The sequence below is a fragment of the Streptomyces sp. SDT5-1 genome (assembly GCF_052245995.1).
Lineage (GTDB): Bacteria > Actinomycetota > Actinomycetes > Streptomycetales > Streptomycetaceae > Streptomyces.
Genome location: NZ_CM125963.1, coordinates 7,520,919 through 7,538,276, shown reverse-complemented (window position 1 = coordinate 7,538,276; position 17,358 = coordinate 7,520,919). Strand labels below are relative to the sequence as shown.

Below are 17,358 nucleotides of genomic sequence, written 5' to 3'. Positions count from 1 at the left end.
TCCTCTCACCCGGCACACCCGATCGGCATCGCCGTCTCATGGGTAATCCGGAGCCGATCAAGGGGCGGATTGGAGTGACGTGGCCCGGTCCGCTGCCCGGTGCCCGGGTCAGCTCTTGGGCATCAGCACGCTGTCGATGATGTAGACGGTGGCGTTGGCGGTCTTCACGTTGCCGCAGACCACGTTCGCCGAGTCGTCGACCTTGTAGGAGTCGCCGGAGCCCGACGTGGTCAGCTTCGACTTCTCCAGGGTCTCGAAGGAGCCCTTCTCCAGGTCCTTCGGCGTGAGCTGCTTGCCGACGACGTGGTAGGTGAGGATCTTGGTGAGCTGCTCCTTGTCGTTGAGCACCTTGTCCAGATCGGCCTTCGGAATCTTGGCGAAGGCGTCGTTGGTGGGCGCGAACACGGTGATGTTCTGGGCGTTGTTGAGGGTGTCGACGAGTCCGGCCTTCTTGACCGCGGTCACCAGGGTGGACAGGTCCGGGTTGTGCGACGCGGCGGTGGCGACCGGGTCCTTCGCCATGCCGTCGAAGGAGCCCGCGCCGTCCTTGGGCACCGAGGAACAGGCGGCGCCGAACGGCTCGGTCATCGCGGCGCTGTCGCCGGAGGGGCTGGTCTTGTCGGTGCCCTTCGTCGCGGAGGAGGAGGCGCTGTCGGAGCCGCCGTCCTTGGAACCGCTGTCGGAGGAGCAGGCGCTGAGCGCCAGGGGCAGCACGGCGGCCGCCGCGACGGCGACGGCGGCACGACGGGTTCGGTTCAGCATGGCGGTACCTCCACGGTGGGTGCGTCGGAGCCGTGTTGCTCCCGACACCCGTAATCCGGGGTGGCGGTCGAGGCGGATTGGTGGATTCCCCGATCGGGTGAACAAACCGCCGGGACGGCGCCGCGGACCAATCCGAACCCCGCTCCGGGACGTATTCCGGGGTATGGACGACATCGACACCCACCCCCGGGCACGCGGCCGCACGCGCCTCGCGTTCGGCGCGCTGAGCGGACTGCTCGCCGGATACGCGGCCCTCGCGACCGCCGAACTGCTCTCCGCGGCCGTGCGCCCCGAAGCGGGGCCGGTCGTGGCGGTCGGCGGAGCGGCCATCGACCGCACCCCGCCCGCCGTGAAGGACTGGGCGATCCGGCAGTTCGGCACCCACGACAAGCTGGTGCTGCAGCTCGGCATCCTCGCCGTCCTGTCGCTCCTGGCGCTGGCCCTGGGCGTGCTCGCGACGCGGCGGCGCCTCGCCGGTTCGCTCGGCGTCCTGGCCTTCGGCGCGGTGGGCGCGCTGGCCGCCGCGAGCCGCCCCGACGCGACGGGCCCGGCCGACGCGCTGCCGTCCCTGATCGGCGGGGTGGCGGGGGCGGGAATCCTGTACTGGCTCGCCGGCCGTCTCGACCGCCCGGTCGCCGCGGGCCAGGAGACGGAGGGGTCCGACTGGGACCGGCGCGGCTTCCTCCTCGCCGCCGGCGCGGCGGCCGCGGCCTCCACCGGCGCCGGGGTCGTGGGCCGGGCCTTCAAGGGGTCCCGCGGCAACAGCGCCGTCGCCTCGCGCGCGGACGTAGCCCTCCCCTCCCCCGCGTCGGCGGCCCCGCCCACACCGCGCGGCGCCGCGCTGCGCGTCGACGGCATCAGCCCGTACGTGACACCCAACGCCGACTTCTACCGCGTCGACACCGCCCTGGTCGTCCCCAAGGTCGACGCCACCGCCTGGAAGCTCCGCATCCACGGCAAGGGTGTGTCCCGCGAACAGACCTTCTCCTTCGACGACGTGCTGAGGATGCCGCTCATCGAGCGGACCATCACCCTGAACTGCGTGTCCAACGAGGTCGGCGGCCCCTACGTCGGCAACGCCCGCTGGATCGGGGTCCGCCTGGCCGACCTGCTGAAACAGTGCGGCGTCAGGCCGCCGTCCGGGGGCGGGCCCGCCGACCAGCTGGTGGCGCGCTCGGTGGACGGCATGACCATCGGCAGCCCGGTCGAGGACGTCATGGACGGCCGGGACGCGATGCTCGCGGTGGGCATGAACGGACAGCCGCTCCCCTTCGAGCACGGCTTCCCCGCCCGCATGCTCGTACCCGGCCTGTACGGGTACGTGTCCGCGTGCAAGTGGATCGAGGACATCGAGCTGACCACGTTCGACGCCTACGACCCGTACTGGGTGCGGCGGGACTGGGCCCGGCGCGCCCCCGTCAAGACGCAGTCGCGCATCGACACGCCCAAACCGTTCGCCCACCCGAAGGCCGGCACCGTGATGGTGGCCGGGGTCGCCTGGGCGCAGCACCGCGGCATCGACAAGGTCGAGGTCCGTGTCGACGACGGGCCGTGGCAGGAGGCCCGCCTCGCCGCCGAGGACACCCGGGACACCTGGCGGCAGTGGTCGTACGAGTGGCGGGCCGCGAAGGGCGGCCACACGCTCACCGTCCGGGCCACGGACCGCACGGGCACCACCCAGACGTCCGAGCGCGTCCCGCCGATCCCGGACGGCGCGTCGGGGTGGCACTCGGTGGTGGTGACGGTCGGCTGAGTGCGCCTACCCTTCAGGCAGTGCGCAAGCGTTCGGGGGGGGGAGGCGGTTCTCTTGCGGATCACGTGGCGCCGCGTCGAGGAGGAGGACTTCCCGCTGCTGCGGACATGGCTCCAGCAGCCCCACGTGAAGCGGTGGTGGAACCACGAGACCAGCGAGGAGGCGGTGGCCCGCGACTTCGGGCCGGCGGCCCGCGGCGAGGAGCCGTCGGAGGACCTCCTGGTCTTCCTCGACGGCGAGCCGGTCGGCCTCGTCCAGCGCTCGCGTCTGCGCGACTACCCCGCGTACGAGGACGAGTTGGCGGCCGTCGTCCCCGTGCCCGACGGCGCGACGACCCTCGACTACCTGATCGGCGACCCCGACCGTACCGGCCAGGGCATCGGCACGGCGATGCTCCGCTCCATGGTCGCCCGCACCTGGGCCGACCAGCCGGACGCGCCCTGCATTCTCGTCCCGGTGGTGGCGGCCAACCGCCGTTCGTGGCGGACGCTCGAACGGGCAGGGCTGCCCCGGGTCGCGGTCGGAGAGCTCGAACCGGACAACCCGGTCGACGACCGGACCCACTACGTCTACCGCGTCGACCGGCCGGGGCCCGGCGCCTGACGTCGGCGCTCTACTCGGGTATGACCGGCAGGAGTTCGCCCAGTTCGGTGCGGACGAGAGCATCACGGACCGCGGGGCTCACTCCGGTGCAGGAGAGGCTGCCGCCCACATGGTTGGCGGCGTGCCGGACCCCGAGCAGGGTGAAGAGGCTGCCGTTGTCGCACCAGGTGACGTCGGACAGGTCGAGGCAGAAGTGCCTGCCCCCGTGTTCCAGCGCGTCGACGACGGTGTCGACGAATTTGCCGACGTTGACGATGTCCAGCTCTCCGGAGAGCACGTAGACGCGGAAGAGGGCTCCCTCGGGCGACACCTGCCGGACGCTCAAACGATCCATGCCGGGAACAATGCCCAGCGCATTCCCGGCCAAGCACCGAAAGGAACGAGCCGTGCCCGGCCGGGACGTCCTCACGCGAAGGTCACACGAGCCCCGTGACCGTCACGGTCACCGACGGCCGCACATCGTCCCCAGGGAGGCCCGCGGACAGTGCTTCCCCGGCCGTCCTGCGAGCCGCGCGCGCCACGTCCACCGCCCGGGCGTCGGCGAGCGCGACGAGGTGGATCTCGACGCGCCAGACGTCGTCGGCGTCGCGCGGCGGGGTGATCCGGACTCCGGAGGCCGCCCCGCCCGCGGACGCTCCGGGCCGGCCGAGCGCGGAGCGCAGGCGCCCGGCCAGAGCGGGCCTGAGGAAGGCGACACCGGGCACATCGGCCACGGCGCGGGCGATGTCGTCCATGAGCTGTTCGGGAGCGCTGGTCCTGGTCATCGGTTTCGGCCTTCCTGGTCGTCGGCCGCGCTGTCGACGAGGTCGGTGACACGGATGTCCACCGCCGCGACGGGCATGCCGAGTTCGCGGTCGGCCGCGTCCCACACCCTCGTACGGACCTCCTCGGCGAGGTCGGGCAGGGCGGCGTCGAGCGGTGCGTAGATCTCCAGACGGACTTCGACCCGGTCCGGGGCGTCGGCCTCGGCGGGCAGGGGGCGCAGGCGGCAGGAACCGGCCCGTACGCCGGGAACGGTCTCCGCCGCTGCCCGCAGGCTCCGCGCGGCGACGGCCTCCATGACCCACAGGTCCTCGTCGGGTTCTCCGAGGGGCAGCGGCCGTCCTGGCCGCAGTTCGAGTCGTACGACGTCCATGACCCGGCGGGTCAGAGCGGCCGTGTCGTCGTCGGACGCGGTGTCGGTCGGCGGGTCCGCGCGCAGGTCGCGCACGGCCGACTCCAGCCGGTCGAGGTCGCCGACGGCCGCGCGGCAGTGCGGGCACTCGGCGAGGTGCGGGTCGTCGGCCTGGTCCTCCCAGGCCGCCCAGACCTCGGAGAGCAACCGGCCACAGGGCAGCCGCTCGTCCCCGGTGTCCTCGGAGTACGCCTCGGGCGGATCAGTGTGAGCGGTCATCGCCAGGCCCCCAGTGCTTGGGTCAGGGTGCGTCGTGCGCGGAAGACGCGGGCACGTACGGCCTCCTGGCTGATGCCGACCGTGTCCGCGATGAAGTCGTAGGGCCGCCCGTCCAGCTCGCGCAGCACCCAGCACGCACGCTGTTCGGCCGACAGCTGGTCGAGGGCCTCGCCCAGTTCCCGTACGGCGTCGCGGGCCTCGGTGATGCGGGCCGGCGAGACGGCGTGTTCCGGCGCCGCCACGTCCGGCACCTTCTCCAGCGGTACGACGGGCCTTCGGGAGCGCAGGACGTTCAGGCAGCGATTGGTGACGATGCGGTACATCCACGTGCCGAAGGCGGCCGCGCCCCGGAACTCGGGAAGCCGCCGCCACGCGCTCACGAACGCGTCCTGCACGGCGTCCTCCGCCTCCGTGCGCGAGCCGAGCAGCCGGGTGGCGAGCCGCAGCAGCGCGGGGGCGTGCCGCTGGACGAGCACGGCGAAGGCGTCCTCGTCGCCTTCCGCCGCCCGGACCGCCAGCAACGCGTCCGGTGTCCCGCCGCCGCCCTCCGGCGGCGCGGTGTGTCTGGGGGCGCCCGCCACTGCGTGGCTCCTCTCGTCTCTTCCTGCCTGTTGGACACACCCGCGCCCCATCTGTGACGCGGCGTTTCGAAAAAGGTGCCGAACGGCGGCCCGAGGTGCCCCGATCCGGAGTACCGCGAAAAGTTCCTCGTTCCGCAGCGTCACAGATGCATCCGCCGCGGGTCTGTCCGAGCAAGCACATCCGACGTTTCGCACACGGAACGTCCGCACGACGACCACCCGCAGAGAGAAGGACACATCATGAGCACGAACACGCAGAGCGCGCCGGCCACGACGAGCACCCCGGCGGCACGGGCCGACCGCGGCCGCGCCGCCCAGCCGCAGACGACGGCGCTGTCCGGCGGTGCGACGGGCGCCGATCAGCCCGCCGCCGACCGCGGCAGGACGTCCATCGCCGACGTCGTCGTGGTGAAGGTCGCCGGCATGGCCGCCCGCGAGATCCCCGGCGTCCACGACATGGGCGGCGGCCTGTCCCGCACCATCGGCGCCGTGCGCGACCGGGTGCCCGGCGGCCGTCCGAACGTCGGCCGGGGCGTGAAGGTCGAGGTCGGCGAGCGGCAGACGGCCATCGACATCGACCTGGTCGTGGAGTACGGCGTCCCGATCGCCGACCTGGCCCGTGACGTGCGCGAGAACGTGATCGGCGCGGTGGAGCGCATCACGGGGCTCGACGTCGTCGAGGTCAACGTCACCATCAACGACGTCCACCTGCCCGAGGACGACGAGGCGCCCACGGCGGAGACCCGCGTGGAGTGAGCGGTCTTCGTCGTACGAGTACGGATGCGTGGAGAGGGGATGAGGCGGCAGTGAGCAGAGCGACGACCGGGATGCTCGCCGGGATGGCGCTGGCGTTCGCAGGGTACTTCGGCGGCTTCGGGGCGTTCCTGCTCGTGGCCGCCCTCGGCGCCCTGGGCTGGATGGCCGGGCAGTGGTTCGACGGCGGTGGGCGGGTCCGTGACCTGCGCGACGGCTGGGATCGGAGCCGACGATGACGGCGGCGGCCGAGCGGGGCACGACGGTCGTCTCGGACAGGGCCGTGCGCAGGATCGCAGGACGCGCGGCCCAGGAGGTCACACCGTCCGCGGCCGGTGGGGCGGAAGGTGCCGCGAGCGTGCACGGCGGCCGGGCGGACATCGGGGTGAAGGTGGCTCTTCCGTTCCCGGCCCGGCTCACCGACGCGTCACGTCGGCTGCAGGCCCATGTCACGGACCGCACAAGCGAGTTGACGGGCCTACGGGTCGGCACGGCGCACGTCCACATCACCAAGCTCCTCCCGACACCGGCCGAACCTCCCACCGCGCCCGACACGCACGACACGTCCCGCGCCCCGAGACGCTGGTGGTCGCCCCGCAGGCTGCCCACGGCGTTCCTCGCCCTCGCGGCGGCCGTCGCCTGCGGCGCGCTGGCGCACGACCTCCTCATGGTGCACCTGGCACACCGCCCGGCGGCGCCGTGGCGCGCCGAAACCCTCCACTGGCTGGAGCGGCACGGCCCGGACACACCGCCCGTCACGGCGGCCGCCGCCGCACTCGTGGCCCTCGGCATCGTGATGATCACCCTCGCGGTCACCCCGGGGCGCCGCGCCCTGCTGACCCTGAACTCTCCCGACGCACGCCTGCGCGCGGCCGTGGACCGCAAGGCCGTCGCGCTGCTGGTCCGGGACGCCGCGGGAGACGTCGCGGGCGTCGACACCGTACGCGTCCGGGTCCGCCGGCGCCGCATCGTCGTCCGCGCCCAACTGACCTTCGGGGACAGGCAGATCGCCCACCGCGACATCACGACCGCGGCCCACACGGTCCTCGACGCGTGCTCCCTGCGCCGCACACCGAGCCTGCGCGTCAAGGTCCGCACGAACGCCTCCACACCCGTCCGGGCAGGTGCCACCGATGACTCGTAGCCGTACGCTCCTGAACCGTCTCGCGCTGGGGGTGTGCGGCCTGACCGCCCTCGCGGCAGGCGCCTGGCTCTCCTTGCGCACGACACCATGGCCGGCGCCGACACCCCTCGTCTCCCCCGACGACGTCTCCTGGCTGCGCGGACACGGATGGTGGGTGCCTTCGATGGCGACGGCGTCGACCGCGGCCACCCTCCTGCTCGCATGGTGGCTCGTACGCCAACTGCGCAGCGGGCACCGACGCCGCGTACCTCTGCCCACCTTCCGGAGCCATCTCCGTACCCGCGCCCTGGAAGACACCATCGCCCAACACGTGGAGGACCTCGACGGTGTCGACCGCTGCCGGCCCCGGATTCGCGTCGGCACACGGACCGGCCGTCTCGACGCGACACTGCGCGTACGACTGCGGCCGGACACGCCGCCGTCCGCCGTCCTGCCCACGCTGGGCCGGCTCACCTCCGACACGGAGGCCGCGCTCGCCCCGTACCGTTTTCGCATGCACATCCACTTCACCGCGCGCCCGCACCGCAGGCCCCATGTCCGCTGACCCGCACGCGTCACCGAACCGCCCGGTCGGCGCGGTCGTCCCCGTATCGGTCTGGAGAGCCGCGCTGCGCCGAACTCCACTGTCGATGTGGCGCGACGACATGTCGGACTACGCGGCGGCGCTGACGTACTACGCGATCCTCACGGTGCTGCCGTCGCTGCTCGTCATCGCCCTCGCCTTCCGCCTGTTCAGCCCGGACACGGCGGAGGCGTTCATCGCCCATGTCACCGAGTACGCGCCGGGCCAGTCCGGCACGCAGCTGCACGACGTGCTCTCCCGGGCGCTGCGCGACGGCGCGGCCGCGTGGACGTTGCTGGGCATCGGTCTGGTCAGCGCGACGTGGTCGGCCTCCAGTTACCTCGCGGTGTTCCGTCGCGCGGTACACCGCATGCACCGGGTGGCGGACCGCCGCTCGACGTGGCACAAGGCCCACCGCATCGTGCTCACGGCGCTCGCCCTGCTCGGTCTCCTCGTCGTCAGCGCGCTCGTGCTCCTGATGACCGGCCCGGTCGCCCAGGCCACGGGCCGCTACTTCGGTCTCGACACGGCCGCGGCGTGGGCGTGGAGCCTGCTGCGCTGGCCGATGCTGCTGTGCGTGGTCGCCCTGCTCGTCGTCATCGTCTTCCGCACGGGCCCCGCCCAGGCACGTACCCGCGCCCACAGCATCCCCGGCGGCGCCCTGGCGGCGGCCCTGTGGCTGTGCGCCTCCGCCGGCTTCGCCTTCTACACCTCCCAACTGAGCACTTACAGCAGGCTCTACGGCTCCCTGGCGGGCGCGGTCGTCTTCCTGATCTGGCTGTGGCTGTCCAACTTGGCGCTGCTGGCGGGGGCGCAGTTCACGGCGGAGTTGAGCGGGGCGGAGGGGCGAGGGGTGGGCTGAGGGCTCGCTGGGGGTCGCTCCGACAACGCCTGGGCCTGTACCAACGGAACCAACCGACGAGAAAAGTGATCAATGCATATACGAACCGAATAGCACAACGCTGTTCGAGAACGGGGGCATTGAGTCGATGTTCATGGTCCGTCCGCCGAGGTCCGAGCAGTCCGGGAGAGTCGCGGTGGCGTTGCTGGCGCTCGCCGGAGTCACCGCGAGCGTGCTGATCGGCCGGGAAGGGCTGCGCACCGTGGTGGGCTGCGGCCTGGCCAATGACCCGTACGCGTCCCAGACCGCGGCGGACTGGAAGGAGGGGGCGGACCACGTGGTGGTGGCCCTGCCGACCTCCGAACGGGAGATCAACCGGGAGGACTTCGACAAGGGGCCGGTGCGGTACACGGTCGACCGGTCGGTGACGTTACGGAAGGAGAAGGTGCTGTGGTCCGCCGCCACTCCCCGTCACGAGATGGGGAGCACCTTCGACATGACCGCCCCCGGCTGGTCGACGTACCGGAACGGCAATCGGGTCAAGCGCACGGCTCCGGACGCACCTCGGCTGGAGACCGGCCACGCATACGTCCTTGCCCTGCGCTGGGACGCCGGGCAGTGGGTCGTCCTCGGAGAGGGCGCCGCCGTCCCCTTCGACGAACACGTGGTGGGGCGAGGGGAATGGTGCGGCCGGGTACTGAACGAGGACGACTTCGCCAAGGGCGAGCAGTTCTCGCCGCGGGACGACCCCAGCCTGGAAGAGACGGTGCGCGGTCAGGACGAAGACGCCATCTCCCGCGAACTCGCGAAGGCGGGCGGCAAGAGGCCGTAGCACGGCCCGGTGCCTGGCCCCGTCGCGCGGTGACCGGCTCCCTCGGCACACACCTGATCAATGCGACGGCAGACACCTACGCGGCGGCCGTCACGGTTTGCTCAGGCGCCCCGGTCCGGGGTGACGGCGCGACTTACGCAGTCTCGGAGCAGGGCGCGCCGCTGGTCGTGCACGCTCTCGGGCTCCTGGGTGGTGGCGGCGTAGACGTTGCTCACCGGAGACCAGGCCATGGACATGGCGATGACCATGGCCATCACGTCGAAGGGGTCTCCTTGTCTGATGCGTCCGGCGGCCTGGGCTTCTGCGATGGCGCGGAGTTTGTGGTCGTCGTAACGGTCGTGGTCCGCCACGAGGTGCCCAGTCGGGCGCCGCTCGAGGCGCGCCCAGGTCGCGAGCCTGATCAGGTCGGGGCGGCTGAGGTACTCGTCGTAGAGGCGCACCGCCCAGTCGGCGAGGTCGGTGGCGTCGATGGGGACGACGTTGGTGATCCGCTCCAGTGAGGCGAAGAAGATCGCGTCGAAGAGCTGTTCCTTGTTGCCGAAGTAGCCATACAGCTGCGCTTTGTTGGTGCGTGCGGCGGCGATGATCCGCTCGATGCGTGCACCGGCGATGCCGTACTCGGCGAACTCCTGGGTGGCTGCGTCGACGATGCGCTGGTACGTCGCGGCTCCGCGGCTGCTGGATGGCTGGTCGGGCATGCCCGGACCTTAACAGACAGACCAGTCTGTTTGCTTATTGGCTCGCATCTCTCTACCGTCAAACAGACCGAACAGTCTGTCTTAGGAGTCAGAGATGCGTTCCACGACCGGATGGCAGGCCGACAGCGCGACACGCACTCTGCGCCGCGCCGCGTTGCAGCGCCGGGACCTGCGCCCGGACGACATCGCGGTACGTGTCGACTACTGCGGTGTCTGCCACACGGACCTCCACGCACTGCAGGCGCACGAGAGCGACGCGAACGGCGTCCTCGTACCCGGACATGAGTTCACGGGTGTGGTGACCGAGGTCGGCAGCGCGGTCGCCGGCTTCTCCGCGGGCGACGCCGTGGCCGTCGGCAACATCATCGACTCGTGCGGCGTGTGCCGCATGTGCCAGGCCGGTCAGGAGAACTTCTGCCGTGAATTCCCGACACTGACCTACGGCGGAGCCGACCGGCAGGACGGCGCGCCCACGCTGGGAGGGTACTCCCGCGAGTACGTCCTGGGTCATCAGTTCGCCTACCGTCTCCCCGCGAACCTCGACGCAGCCGCCGCGGCCCCGCTGCTCTGCGCCGGCGTCACCGTCTGGGAACCGCTCCAGGCGCTCGGAGTGGGCCCGGGCAGCACCGTCGCCGTGGCCGGGTTGGGCGGCCTGGGCCACCTCGCGGTCAAGATGGCGACCGCGCTCGGCGCCGCGACCTCCGTCATCAGCCGGACCTCGGACAAGGCCGACGAAGCGCGCAGCCTGGGGGCGCAGGGATTCGTCGTGTCCACCGACTCGAAGCAGATGGAAGCGGTCCGCGACCGGTTCGACGTGGTCATCGACACCATCTCCGCGCCCCACGACCTGGCTCCTTACCTGCGCGTGGTCGCCATGGACGGCACCCTCAGCCACCTCGGCCACCTCGGCCCGGTCACCGTGGAAACCGTGGACCTGCTCATCGGCCGCAAGAAGCTCAGCTCCGCCGGCAGCGGCGGCCGCCCGTCCACCGCCGCCATGCTGCACTTCTGCGCTGAACACGGCATCACCGCCGACATCGAGCTGCTGCCGTCGTCCCAGGTGAACAAGGCTCTCGAACGCCTGGCCCGCAACGACGTCCGCTACCGCTTCGTACTCGACATGTCCGATCTCGACTGACCGACGACGCTGCTTGTCCGAGCGACATCATCGGCCAGTACCGGCCGAGGCGGCGGCATCCGCCTCTTGCCTCTCGCCGCCTGCCACCGCCCTTGCCATCCCCTCCAACCTCGCCCGATGCGCCGCACGCGCCTCCTCGTCGATCGGCGGCTCGTGTTCCGCTCGGAGCCCGGTCCGGCCGTCGATGCCCTCGCGCAGGATGTCGGCCTGCCCCGCGTGGCGGACGGTTTCGCCGAGGACGTGGAGCAGGACGGCGAAGAGGTTCGTGGTGGCGTGCGGAGGCGGCCACCACGGGACGTGACCGGGGGCGTCGAGGGCGAGGGTGGTGATCGTGGTGTCGGAGTGGGACCACGTGCGGCGGTAGAGGTCGACGATCTCGTCGCGGGGCTCGTCCTCGGACGCCCAGAAGTCGCTGCCGTCGGAGTCCTGCCAGCGGGGCAGCGGTTCCGGGGAGGGGCGGGCGAAGACCTCGCCGAAGTAGCGGGCCTCGACGTTGGCCACGTGTTTGACCAGGCCGAGGAGGTTGGTGCCGGTCGCCGTCAGCGGGCGCCGGGCGTCGTACTCGGACAGGCCGTCGAGCTTCCAGAGCAGTGCCTCGCGGTCGCGCCGCAGTCTTCCGTGCAGCGTGGCCTTCGCGAAATCGTCGTCGATCATGCGGCATGAGCCTGCCAGGGGCGGCCCGCGGGCTCAAGATCCCGCGCATCGGCGCAGGTCCCCGGCTCCCGGCAGGTTTGCTTCGCGCGCGTAGGCCCACTCAGTCAAGAGGCCCAGCGAGGTCACTTCGCACACCGGAGAACCCGGGAGTAACCATGAGCCATCACGACGACACCCGCGCCAACCCGCCCCAGGACCCGACCACCGCGCACCCGCAGCCCGATTTCCCGCAGCAGGATCAGGAGCCGCCAGGGTGGACAGGGCCCATGGATCCGCGGCCCGATCACGGGGAGGACAGTTACGAGGGGTCCGGGCTGCTGCGGGGGCGGAAGGCGCTGGTGACCGGTGGTGACTCCGGGATCGGGCGGGCCGTGGCCGTCGCCTACGCGCGCGAGGGCGCGGACGTGCTGTTCACGCATCTGCCGGCCGAGGAGGACGAGGCCCGCGAGACCGTCCGGCTCGTGGAGGAGGCGGGGCGCAAGGCCGTGGCCGTGCCGTGCGACCTGCAACGGGAGGACGAGTGCCGGATGGTCGTGGACCGTGCGGTGCGGGAGTTCGAGCGCATCGACGTGTTGGTGAACAACGCCGCGTATCAGATGTCCCAGCCGGACGGCATCGGGGCGATCTCGACGGAGCAGTTCGACCGCGTCGTGCACACCAACCTCTACGCCATGTTCTGGCTGTGCAAGATGGCCGTTCCGCACATCCCCCGTGGTGGGTCGATCATCAACAGCACGTCGGTGCAGGCGTACAAGCCGAGCCCGCATCTCCTCGACTACGCGATGGCCAAGGGCGGCATCGTGACGTTCACGCAGGGGCTGGCCCAAATGCTCGTCGACGACGGGATCCGGGTGAACGCGGTGGCTCCCGGGCCGGTGTGGACACCGTTGATCCCGGCGACGCTGCCGGACACCACCGAGTTCGGGAAGCAGGCGCCCCTGGGCCGGCCGGCTCAGCCCGCCGAGCTGGCGCCCTCGTACGTCTTCCTCGCCTCCGACCAGGCAAGTTTCATCACGGCTGAGATCATGAACGTCACGGGCGGCACCCCGCTGCCCTGAACGGGCCCCGGCTCTCTCGCGGGCCGTACCAGTCCAGGCACAAGGTGGTCGCGTCGTCCTGCGGGGTGCCGCCGGCGGCCTCGGTGACCGCGGCGGTCAGGACGCGCACCGCTTCGCGCGGATGGTCGTCCGCGGTGCTGCGCAGGAGTCCGTGCAGGTCCACGGTCTCCGCGCGGCGCTCCCGCATGCCGTCGGTGTAGAGCAGGAGCCGGTCGCCGGGGCGCAGGTCGAGCGGCTGCACCTGGTAGGCGGCGGTGTCGGCGAGGCCGAAGGGCAGGTCGACCGACAGCTCCACCTCCTCGACCGTGCCGTCGCGCAGCCGCAGCGGCCAGGGGTGTCCGGCGTTGACCAGGTGCGCGCCTGAGCCGTCCAGGGCGACGCGCAGCAGTTGGCCGGTGGCGAAGACACGGGGGCCGTGGTCGATCAGGGCCTGGTTGGCCTGGCGCGCCTGCTCGGCGAGGTCCGCTCCGGCGCGGCGGGCGCCTCGCGATGCGTTGACGAGGAGGGTCGCCATGAGCGCGGCCTCGACGTCGTGGCCCATGACATCGGTGACCGACAGGTGAAGCGTGTCCCGGTCGAGCGTGTAGTCGTAGGTGTCACCGGCGATGCTGGCCGCGGGGACCAGCGTGCTGCCGAGGGCGAACTCGGCGGCCTCGCAGGACGGCGCCGACGGCAGCAGGTGTCGCTGGATCTCGGCCGCGAGACTGACCTCGGCGGTGCGCTTGGTGCAGTGGTAGAAGTCGGTGAACCGGCGGTCGGTGACGATCAGGTACGCGAGGGTGTGCGCCGCCTCCTCGATCGCGCTCAGCACCTCGTCGGTGACGATGTCGTCGGGCAGGAACAGCTCCAGGACGCCGATGGTGTCACCGCGGTTCGTGACCGGCGCGAGGACGCGCTGCGTGGCGTCGTCGTCGCCCGGCCCGTGCACCAGCTGCTGCGTGCGCAGCACCTTGTCGTACGGGCTGCCTGCCAGCGGATCGTGGTCGATGCGGTCCCGTGCGGCGGCGTCCTCGCCGACCCGCAGGATGCGCCGGCCGAGCAGGTCGACGAAGAGGAACGACACGTGGTGTGCGCCGAACCGGTGGCGCAGGCCGCGGGCCACGACGGCGAGGGAGTTCATGGGCGCGGCCTGCTCCGCCGCCGCCAGCACGTCCGCCGTCCCGCTGCGCTCCACCGCCATGTCCGCCTCCCTCGAAAGCCACTCTCCCGCCGCCGCGGCGTGCACGCAGTCCGACACGCTGGCGGCGGGGGGCGCCCGGGTCCCGTGGCCCCCTGATCCCGGCTCGCCCGATGTCCGACCACCAGGGCTCACCGGACCGCACCCGGATTTCACCGGACCGCATCTCAGAACGCGTGTCGCGATCACCTCGAAAGCAGTCGTTCGCGGCACTCTGCCCTGATACGGACCTTCCGTAGCGTCGATGAGGCAAGCGACGACCGGCTTTCGAGGAGAGGACCAGCCATGACTGACCTTCCAGCCCCCACCACGCCGTACCTGGAGCCCGAGGCCAGGGAGCTCGCCGAGGCCACCGACCCGCATCCGCGGATCTACGAGGTCCCGCCCGAGGAGGGGCGCAAGATCCTCAGCGACCTGCAGAGCGGCGAGGGTGTCGAGCGCCCGGAGGTCGACGAGGAGTGGGTCGACGTCGACGCGGGCGAGTGGGGCACCGTCCGCACCCGCATCATCAGGCCCAAGGGCGCCACCGGCCCGCTGCCCGTGGTCTTCTACCTCCACGGCGCCGGGTGGGTCTTCGGCGACGACAGGACCCACGACCGGCTCTTCCGCGAGCTCACCGTCGGTGCCGGTGCCGCCGGTGTCTTCCCGGTCTACGACTGGGCGCCCGAGAAGGGCTACCCCACGCAGGTCGAGCAGAACTACGCCGTCGGCCAGTGGCTGCAGGAGAACGGCGCCGACCACGGCCTCGACACCTCCCGCGTCGCCGTCGCGGGCGAGTCGGTCGGCGGCTGCATGTCCGCGGTCTTCGCGCAGATGAACAAGGACCGCGGCGGGCTCGCGCTCAAGGCGCAGATCCTGCTCTACCCCGTGACGGGGCCGGACTTCGACACGCAGTCGTACCACCAGTTCGCGGAGCACTACTACCTCACCCGCGACGGGATGAAGTGGTTCTGGGACGCGTACACGACCGACGAGTCGAAGCGCGAGGAGAAGTACGCCTCGCCGCTGCGGGCGACCCTCGATGACCTGGAGGGGCTGCCGCCCGCCCTCGTCATCACGGCGGAGGCCGACGTCCTGCGGGACGGCGGCGAGCTGTACGCGAACAAGCTCCGTGAGGCGGGGGTCGAGGTGACGGCCGTCCGTATCAGCGGGACCGTCCACGACTTCATGCTGCTGGACAGCCTGCGGGACACCCCGGCCACCAACGTCGCACGGAAGCTGTCCGTCGACACGCTGCGCGAGGCACTCCACCAGGAGTGACCGTAATCAGGAACACGGGCGGCAGACTTGAGCGGTCTGCCGCCCATCGCTTTGCCGGCCACGGACCTGGAGGAGATGACGATGAGCCCGACCGCCACAGGTCCGCACGTCGACGGGAGGGGGGCGCGGGTCGTCGCCGAGGTCGGTCTGCTGGAGTACGAGGACTGTCAGGTGTCGGCGATCCACGGCCTGCGGGACATCTTCCGTGTCGCCAGCGAGTACGCCGTGGAGTCGGCCGAGCCTCCGAGCGTGATCCGGGTCAGTACCTGGGCGGTGTCCGCCACCGACGACGGGCCGGTCATGGTGTGCACCTCGGACACGCATCCCGAACTCGCGCACCGGCTCAGCCACGTCATCATCCCCCCGAGTCTCGTCGTGCCCGAGCTGATGGCATCGGTCGGCGAGCTCACCGAATGGCTCGTCGGACTCCGGTCCCAGGGCACCACTTTGTGTGCCGTGTGCGCGGGCGTCTTCGTCCTCGCCGAGACCCACCTGCTCGACTCCCGGGACGCCACGACCCACTGGGCGTTCGCCGAGGAGCTGGCACGCCGACACCCGAAGGTCCGTGTGGACGCCTCACGCATGGTGATCGACGACGTCGACATCATGACGGCTGCGGGGATCCTGGCGTGGGTCGACCTGGGCCTCACCCTCGTCGACCGGATGCTCGGCCCCAGTGTCATGCTGCACACGGCACGCTTCGTACTGGCCGACCCGCCGCGCCGACGGCAGTCCCTCTACCAGGAGTTCACACCCCGGCTCCAGCACGGCGACGGCGACATCCGCGCGGTGCAGGCCCACCTGCACGCCCGCCTCGACGAGCCTCACTCCGTCGAGCACCTCGCGCGGACCGCGGCCATGCACCCGCGTACCTTCCAGCGACGGTTCAAGGAGGCCACGGGCCTGACGGCGACGGAGTACATCCAGGCCGCGCGTATCGCGAAGGCACGCGAGTCGCTGGAGCTGACCAACGAACCCGTCGCCCAGATCTCGCGCGACGTCGGCTACTTGGACGTGTCGAACTTCCGTCGGCTCTTCCAGCGCGCCACGGGCGTCACGCCGTCGGAGTATCGACGCCGGTTCGGCGTCGCGGCACGAGTGAGCCCTCGGGAGGAGCTGCCGACGGGTCAGCCGGCGAGAATCCGCTCCACGCCCTCCCGGTAGCTCGTGACCTGGAACTCGGGGAAGCGGGCGGCGAATTTCGAGCTGTCGAAGATGTTGTCGTCGCGGTAGCGGGCGATCAGCTCGTACATCTCGTCGAGCTGCTTGACGAAGCGCCGCCCCAGGCGGAAGGCGAGCATCGGCAGCACCGTGTAGCCGATCCTGCGGCCGGTGACCTCGCCCGCGATCTCGACGAGCTGCGCGTAGGACCTGCGGTCCGGGTCGATGGGCAGGTGCCACGTCTGTCCGTAGGCGTCCGGCGTGTTGCCGAGCAGGACGAGAGCGCGGCCCGCGTCGGGGGTCCAGATCAGGGACCGCTTGGCGCGTGCGTCGACCGGGACGAACGGCTTCTTGCCCGCCTTGATCCGGTCGAACACGAACGAGTTCGTGTAGCTCTTCGTCCGGCCGGGACCGTAGAACTCGGGCGCTCGGCCGATCAGGGCCTCGACCCGCCCCGCCCGCATGGCCTCGAGCAGCATGGTGGCGAGCTCCGCGCGGACCCGTCCCTTGCGACCGGCAGGCGCGAAGGGTGTCGACTCGGTCTGCGGCGTCGACGTTCCGGGATACATGTACGTGTTGTCGAAGAAGACGAGCTTGGTGCCGTGTTCGGCGCAGGCGTCGATGACGTTGCGCATCATGACGGGGAACTGTCGCTCCCACAGCTCCGAGTCGAGCGGCAGGCCGACGGTGAGGTAGGCGATGTCGCTGCCCGCGACGGCGCGGCTGGTGGCGCCGGCGTCGGTGAGGTCCGCGGCCACGAGCTCGTCGGTGTCGTTCACCCTCGACGGCTTGCGGCTGACGAGGCGGATGTCCTTGGTGTGGTGGCGGTGGAGCTCGTTCACGAGCTCGTCGGCGATCGGTCCGCCGGCGCCGAGAACGGTCTGCATGGGGGTGGCCTCCTTGAGGTGAGGGGTGCGGGTGTCGTCGACGCGCGCCGTTCGGCTCGCACCATCATTGTTGACGGTGTTTACATCCCGTGCGATTCTCG

Annotated in this window: 21 protein-coding genes; 12 read left to right on the top strand and 9 right to left on the bottom strand. The window is 71.3% G+C overall.

Translation table 11 applies throughout. The annotated features are described in order from the left end of the window. Positions 1-108: 108 nt before the first annotated feature. Entirely contained in the window at positions 109-762 is a 654-nt protein-coding gene (locus ACTWJ8_RS34670; protein WP_356373314.1) for a fasciclin domain-containing protein, read from the bottom strand. A 163-nt stretch (positions 763-925) separates the two neighbouring features. Between ACTWJ8_RS34670 and ACTWJ8_RS34665 the strand changes: the two genes are divergently transcribed. Both ACTWJ8_RS34665 and ACTWJ8_RS34660 read left to right on the top strand, forming a co-directional pair. After that, positions 926-2,515, top strand: coding sequence for a molybdopterin-dependent oxidoreductase (locus tag ACTWJ8_RS34665; RefSeq protein ID WP_443261479.1), 1,590 nt, complete (start codon positions 926-928; stop codon positions 2,513-2,515). Between the two features lie 54 nt (positions 2,516-2,569). Next, positions 2,570-3,118, top strand: a complete 549-nt coding sequence (locus ACTWJ8_RS34660; protein WP_443261478.1) for a GNAT family N-acetyltransferase — start codon at positions 2,570-2,572, stop codon at positions 3,116-3,118. 10 nt (positions 3,119-3,128) lie between these two features. Here ACTWJ8_RS34660 and ACTWJ8_RS34655 read toward each other — a convergent pair whose 3' ends face one another. From ACTWJ8_RS34655 to ACTWJ8_RS34640, 4 genes are all read right to left on the bottom strand, one after another. Further along, entirely contained in the window at positions 3,129-3,452 is a 324-nt protein-coding gene (locus tag ACTWJ8_RS34655) for an STAS domain-containing protein (RefSeq protein ID WP_443261477.1), read from the bottom strand. 82 nt (positions 3,453-3,534) lie between these two features. Continuing rightward, entirely contained in the window at positions 3,535-3,882 is a 348-nt protein-coding gene (locus ACTWJ8_RS34650; protein ID WP_443261476.1) for a hypothetical protein, read from the bottom strand. Next, positions 3,879-4,511: an Asp23/Gls24 family envelope stress response protein gene (locus tag ACTWJ8_RS34645; RefSeq protein WP_443261475.1), complete on the bottom strand. Its 633-nt coding sequence runs from the start codon at positions 4,509-4,511 to the stop codon at positions 3,879-3,881. The genes ACTWJ8_RS34650 and ACTWJ8_RS34645 overlap by 4 nt, the downstream gene beginning before the upstream one ends. After that, entirely contained in the window at positions 4,508-5,092 is a 585-nt protein-coding gene (locus tag ACTWJ8_RS34640) for an RNA polymerase sigma factor (RefSeq protein ID WP_356373320.1), read from the bottom strand. The genes ACTWJ8_RS34645 and ACTWJ8_RS34640 overlap by 4 nt, the downstream gene beginning before the upstream one ends. Before the next feature lie 240 nt (positions 5,093-5,332). Here ACTWJ8_RS34640 and ACTWJ8_RS34635 point away from each other — a divergent pair, with 240 nt between their 5' ends. The 6 genes from ACTWJ8_RS34635 (at position 5,333) to ACTWJ8_RS34610 (ending at position 9,224) form a co-directional block, all read left to right on the top strand. Continuing rightward, positions 5,333-5,848 (top strand): Asp23/Gls24 family envelope stress response protein, encoded by a 516-nt coding sequence (locus ACTWJ8_RS34635; RefSeq protein ID WP_443261474.1) that lies wholly within the window; start codon positions 5,333-5,335, stop codon positions 5,846-5,848. A gap of 50 nt (positions 5,849-5,898) precedes the next feature. Next, positions 5,899-6,084 carry a hypothetical protein gene (locus tag ACTWJ8_RS34630; protein ID WP_356373881.1) on the top strand — a complete coding sequence of 62 codons (186 nt, stop codon included), beginning with the start codon at positions 5,899-5,901 and terminating at the stop codon, positions 6,082-6,084. Continuing rightward, on the top strand, positions 6,081-6,989 hold the full coding sequence (locus tag ACTWJ8_RS34625; RefSeq protein WP_443261473.1) for a DUF6286 domain-containing Asp23/Gls24 family envelope stress response protein: 909 nt from the start codon (positions 6,081-6,083) through the stop codon (positions 6,987-6,989). Before ACTWJ8_RS34630 ends, ACTWJ8_RS34625 begins: the two co-directional genes overlap by 4 nt. After that, positions 6,979-7,533: a hypothetical protein gene (locus ACTWJ8_RS34620; RefSeq protein ID WP_443261472.1), complete on the top strand. Its 555-nt coding sequence runs from the start codon at positions 6,979-6,981 to the stop codon at positions 7,531-7,533. The genes ACTWJ8_RS34625 and ACTWJ8_RS34620 overlap by 11 nt, the downstream gene beginning before the upstream one ends. Further along, positions 7,523-8,413 (top strand): YihY/virulence factor BrkB family protein, encoded by an 891-nt coding sequence (locus tag ACTWJ8_RS34615; protein ID WP_443261471.1) that lies wholly within the window; start codon positions 7,523-7,525, stop codon positions 8,411-8,413. The genes ACTWJ8_RS34620 and ACTWJ8_RS34615 overlap by 11 nt, the downstream gene beginning before the upstream one ends. 175 nt (positions 8,414-8,588) lie before the next feature. After that, positions 8,589-9,224: a hypothetical protein gene (locus tag ACTWJ8_RS34610; protein WP_443261470.1), complete on the top strand. Its 636-nt coding sequence runs from the start codon at positions 8,589-8,591 to the stop codon at positions 9,222-9,224. 101 nt (positions 9,225-9,325) lie between these two features. Here ACTWJ8_RS34610 and ACTWJ8_RS34605 read toward each other — a convergent pair whose 3' ends face one another. After that, positions 9,326-9,922 carry a TetR family transcriptional regulator gene (locus tag ACTWJ8_RS34605; protein WP_356373326.1) on the bottom strand — a complete coding sequence of 199 codons (597 nt, stop codon included), beginning with the start codon at positions 9,920-9,922 and terminating at the stop codon, positions 9,326-9,328. Between the two features lie 94 nt (positions 9,923-10,016). Here ACTWJ8_RS34605 and ACTWJ8_RS34600 point away from each other — a divergent pair, with 94 nt between their 5' ends. Continuing rightward, positions 10,017-11,060, top strand: coding sequence for an NAD(P)-dependent alcohol dehydrogenase (locus ACTWJ8_RS34600; protein WP_443261469.1), 1,044 nt, complete (start codon positions 10,017-10,019; stop codon positions 11,058-11,060). A 27-nt stretch (positions 11,061-11,087) separates the two neighbouring features. On the opposite strand, the gene ACTWJ8_RS34595 is transcribed toward ACTWJ8_RS34600, so the two are convergent. Continuing rightward, a complete protein-coding gene (locus ACTWJ8_RS34595; protein ID WP_443265085.1) occupies positions 11,088-11,711 on the bottom strand; it encodes a DinB family protein in 624 nt (207 codons plus the stop codon). A 158-nt stretch (positions 11,712-11,869) separates the two neighbouring features. Here ACTWJ8_RS34595 and ACTWJ8_RS34590 point away from each other — a divergent pair, with 158 nt between their 5' ends. Beyond that, positions 11,870-12,772 (top strand): SDR family oxidoreductase, encoded by a 903-nt coding sequence (locus ACTWJ8_RS34590; RefSeq protein WP_443261468.1) that lies wholly within the window; start codon positions 11,870-11,872, stop codon positions 12,770-12,772. Here the strand turns inward: ACTWJ8_RS34590 and ACTWJ8_RS34585 are convergent. Next, on the bottom strand, positions 12,747-13,952 hold the full coding sequence (locus ACTWJ8_RS34585; protein ID WP_443261467.1) for a PP2C family protein-serine/threonine phosphatase: 1,206 nt from the start codon (positions 13,950-13,952) through the stop codon (positions 12,747-12,749). The genes ACTWJ8_RS34590 and ACTWJ8_RS34585 overlap by 26 nt on opposite strands. Before the next feature lie 282 nt (positions 13,953-14,234). Between ACTWJ8_RS34585 and ACTWJ8_RS34580 the strand changes: the two genes are divergently transcribed. Together ACTWJ8_RS34580 and ACTWJ8_RS34575 are read left to right on the top strand one after the other, a co-directional pair. Beyond that, the gene (locus tag ACTWJ8_RS34580) at positions 14,235-15,209 is read left to right on the top strand and encodes an alpha/beta hydrolase (protein ID WP_443261465.1); all 975 of its coding nucleotides are present in this window, start codon (positions 14,235-14,237) and stop codon (positions 15,207-15,209) included. Between the two features lie 81 nt (positions 15,210-15,290). Further along, the gene (locus tag ACTWJ8_RS34575) at positions 15,291-16,373 is read left to right on the top strand and encodes a GlxA family transcriptional regulator (RefSeq protein WP_443261464.1); all 1,083 of its coding nucleotides are present in this window, start codon (positions 15,291-15,293) and stop codon (positions 16,371-16,373) included. Here ACTWJ8_RS34575 and ACTWJ8_RS34570 read toward each other — a convergent pair. Then, positions 16,337-17,257: an NAD-dependent epimerase/dehydratase family protein gene (locus ACTWJ8_RS34570; protein WP_443261463.1), complete on the bottom strand. Its 921-nt coding sequence runs from the start codon at positions 17,255-17,257 to the stop codon at positions 16,337-16,339. The two genes, ACTWJ8_RS34575 and ACTWJ8_RS34570, sit on opposite strands and share 37 nt — an antisense overlap. Positions 17,258-17,358: the final 101 nt, after the last annotated feature.

Bases quoted from the DNA above. Each gene is read 5' to 3' on its own strand.
- ACTWJ8_RS34670 (WP_356373314.1), bottom strand. From the start codon at position 762: ATGCTGAACCGAACCCGTCGTGCCGCCGTCGCCGTCGCGGCGGCCGCC.
- ACTWJ8_RS34665 (WP_443261479.1), top strand. From the start codon at position 926: ATGGACGACATCGACACCCACCCCCGGGCACGCGGCCGCACGCGCCTC.
- ACTWJ8_RS34655 (WP_443261477.1), bottom strand. From the start codon at position 3,452: ATGGATCGTTTGAGCGTCCGGCAGGTGTCGCCCGAGGGAGCCCTCTTC.
- ACTWJ8_RS34650 (WP_443261476.1), bottom strand. From the start codon at position 3,882: ATGACCAGGACCAGCGCTCCCGAACAGCTCATGGACGACATCGCCCGC.
- ACTWJ8_RS34645 (WP_443261475.1), bottom strand. From the start codon at position 4,511: ATGACCGCTCACACTGATCCGCCCGAGGCGTACTCCGAGGACACCGGG.
- ACTWJ8_RS34635 (WP_443261474.1), top strand. From the start codon at position 5,333: ATGAGCACGAACACGCAGAGCGCGCCGGCCACGACGAGCACCCCGGCG.
- ACTWJ8_RS34625 (WP_443261473.1), top strand. From the start codon at position 6,081: ATGACGGCGGCGGCCGAGCGGGGCACGACGGTCGTCTCGGACAGGGCC.
- ACTWJ8_RS34620 (WP_443261472.1), top strand. From the start codon at position 6,979: ATGACTCGTAGCCGTACGCTCCTGAACCGTCTCGCGCTGGGGGTGTGC.
- ACTWJ8_RS34615 (WP_443261471.1), top strand. From the start codon at position 7,523: ATGTCCGCTGACCCGCACGCGTCACCGAACCGCCCGGTCGGCGCGGTC.
- ACTWJ8_RS34605 (WP_356373326.1), bottom strand. From the start codon at position 9,922: ATGCCCGACCAGCCATCCAGCAGCCGCGGAGCCGCGACGTACCAGCGC.
- ACTWJ8_RS34600 (WP_443261469.1), top strand. From the start codon at position 10,017: ATGCGTTCCACGACCGGATGGCAGGCCGACAGCGCGACACGCACTCTG.
- ACTWJ8_RS34590 (WP_443261468.1), top strand. From the start codon at position 11,870: ATGAGCCATCACGACGACACCCGCGCCAACCCGCCCCAGGACCCGACC.
- ACTWJ8_RS34585 (WP_443261467.1), bottom strand. From the start codon at position 13,952: ATGGCGGTGGAGCGCAGCGGGACGGCGGACGTGCTGGCGGCGGCGGAG.
- ACTWJ8_RS34580 (WP_443261465.1), top strand. From the start codon at position 14,235: ATGACTGACCTTCCAGCCCCCACCACGCCGTACCTGGAGCCCGAGGCC.
- ACTWJ8_RS34575 (WP_443261464.1), top strand. From the start codon at position 15,291: ATGAGCCCGACCGCCACAGGTCCGCACGTCGACGGGAGGGGGGCGCGG.
- ACTWJ8_RS34570 (WP_443261463.1), bottom strand. From the start codon at position 17,257: ATGCAGACCGTTCTCGGCGCCGGCGGACCGATCGCCGACGAGCTCGTG.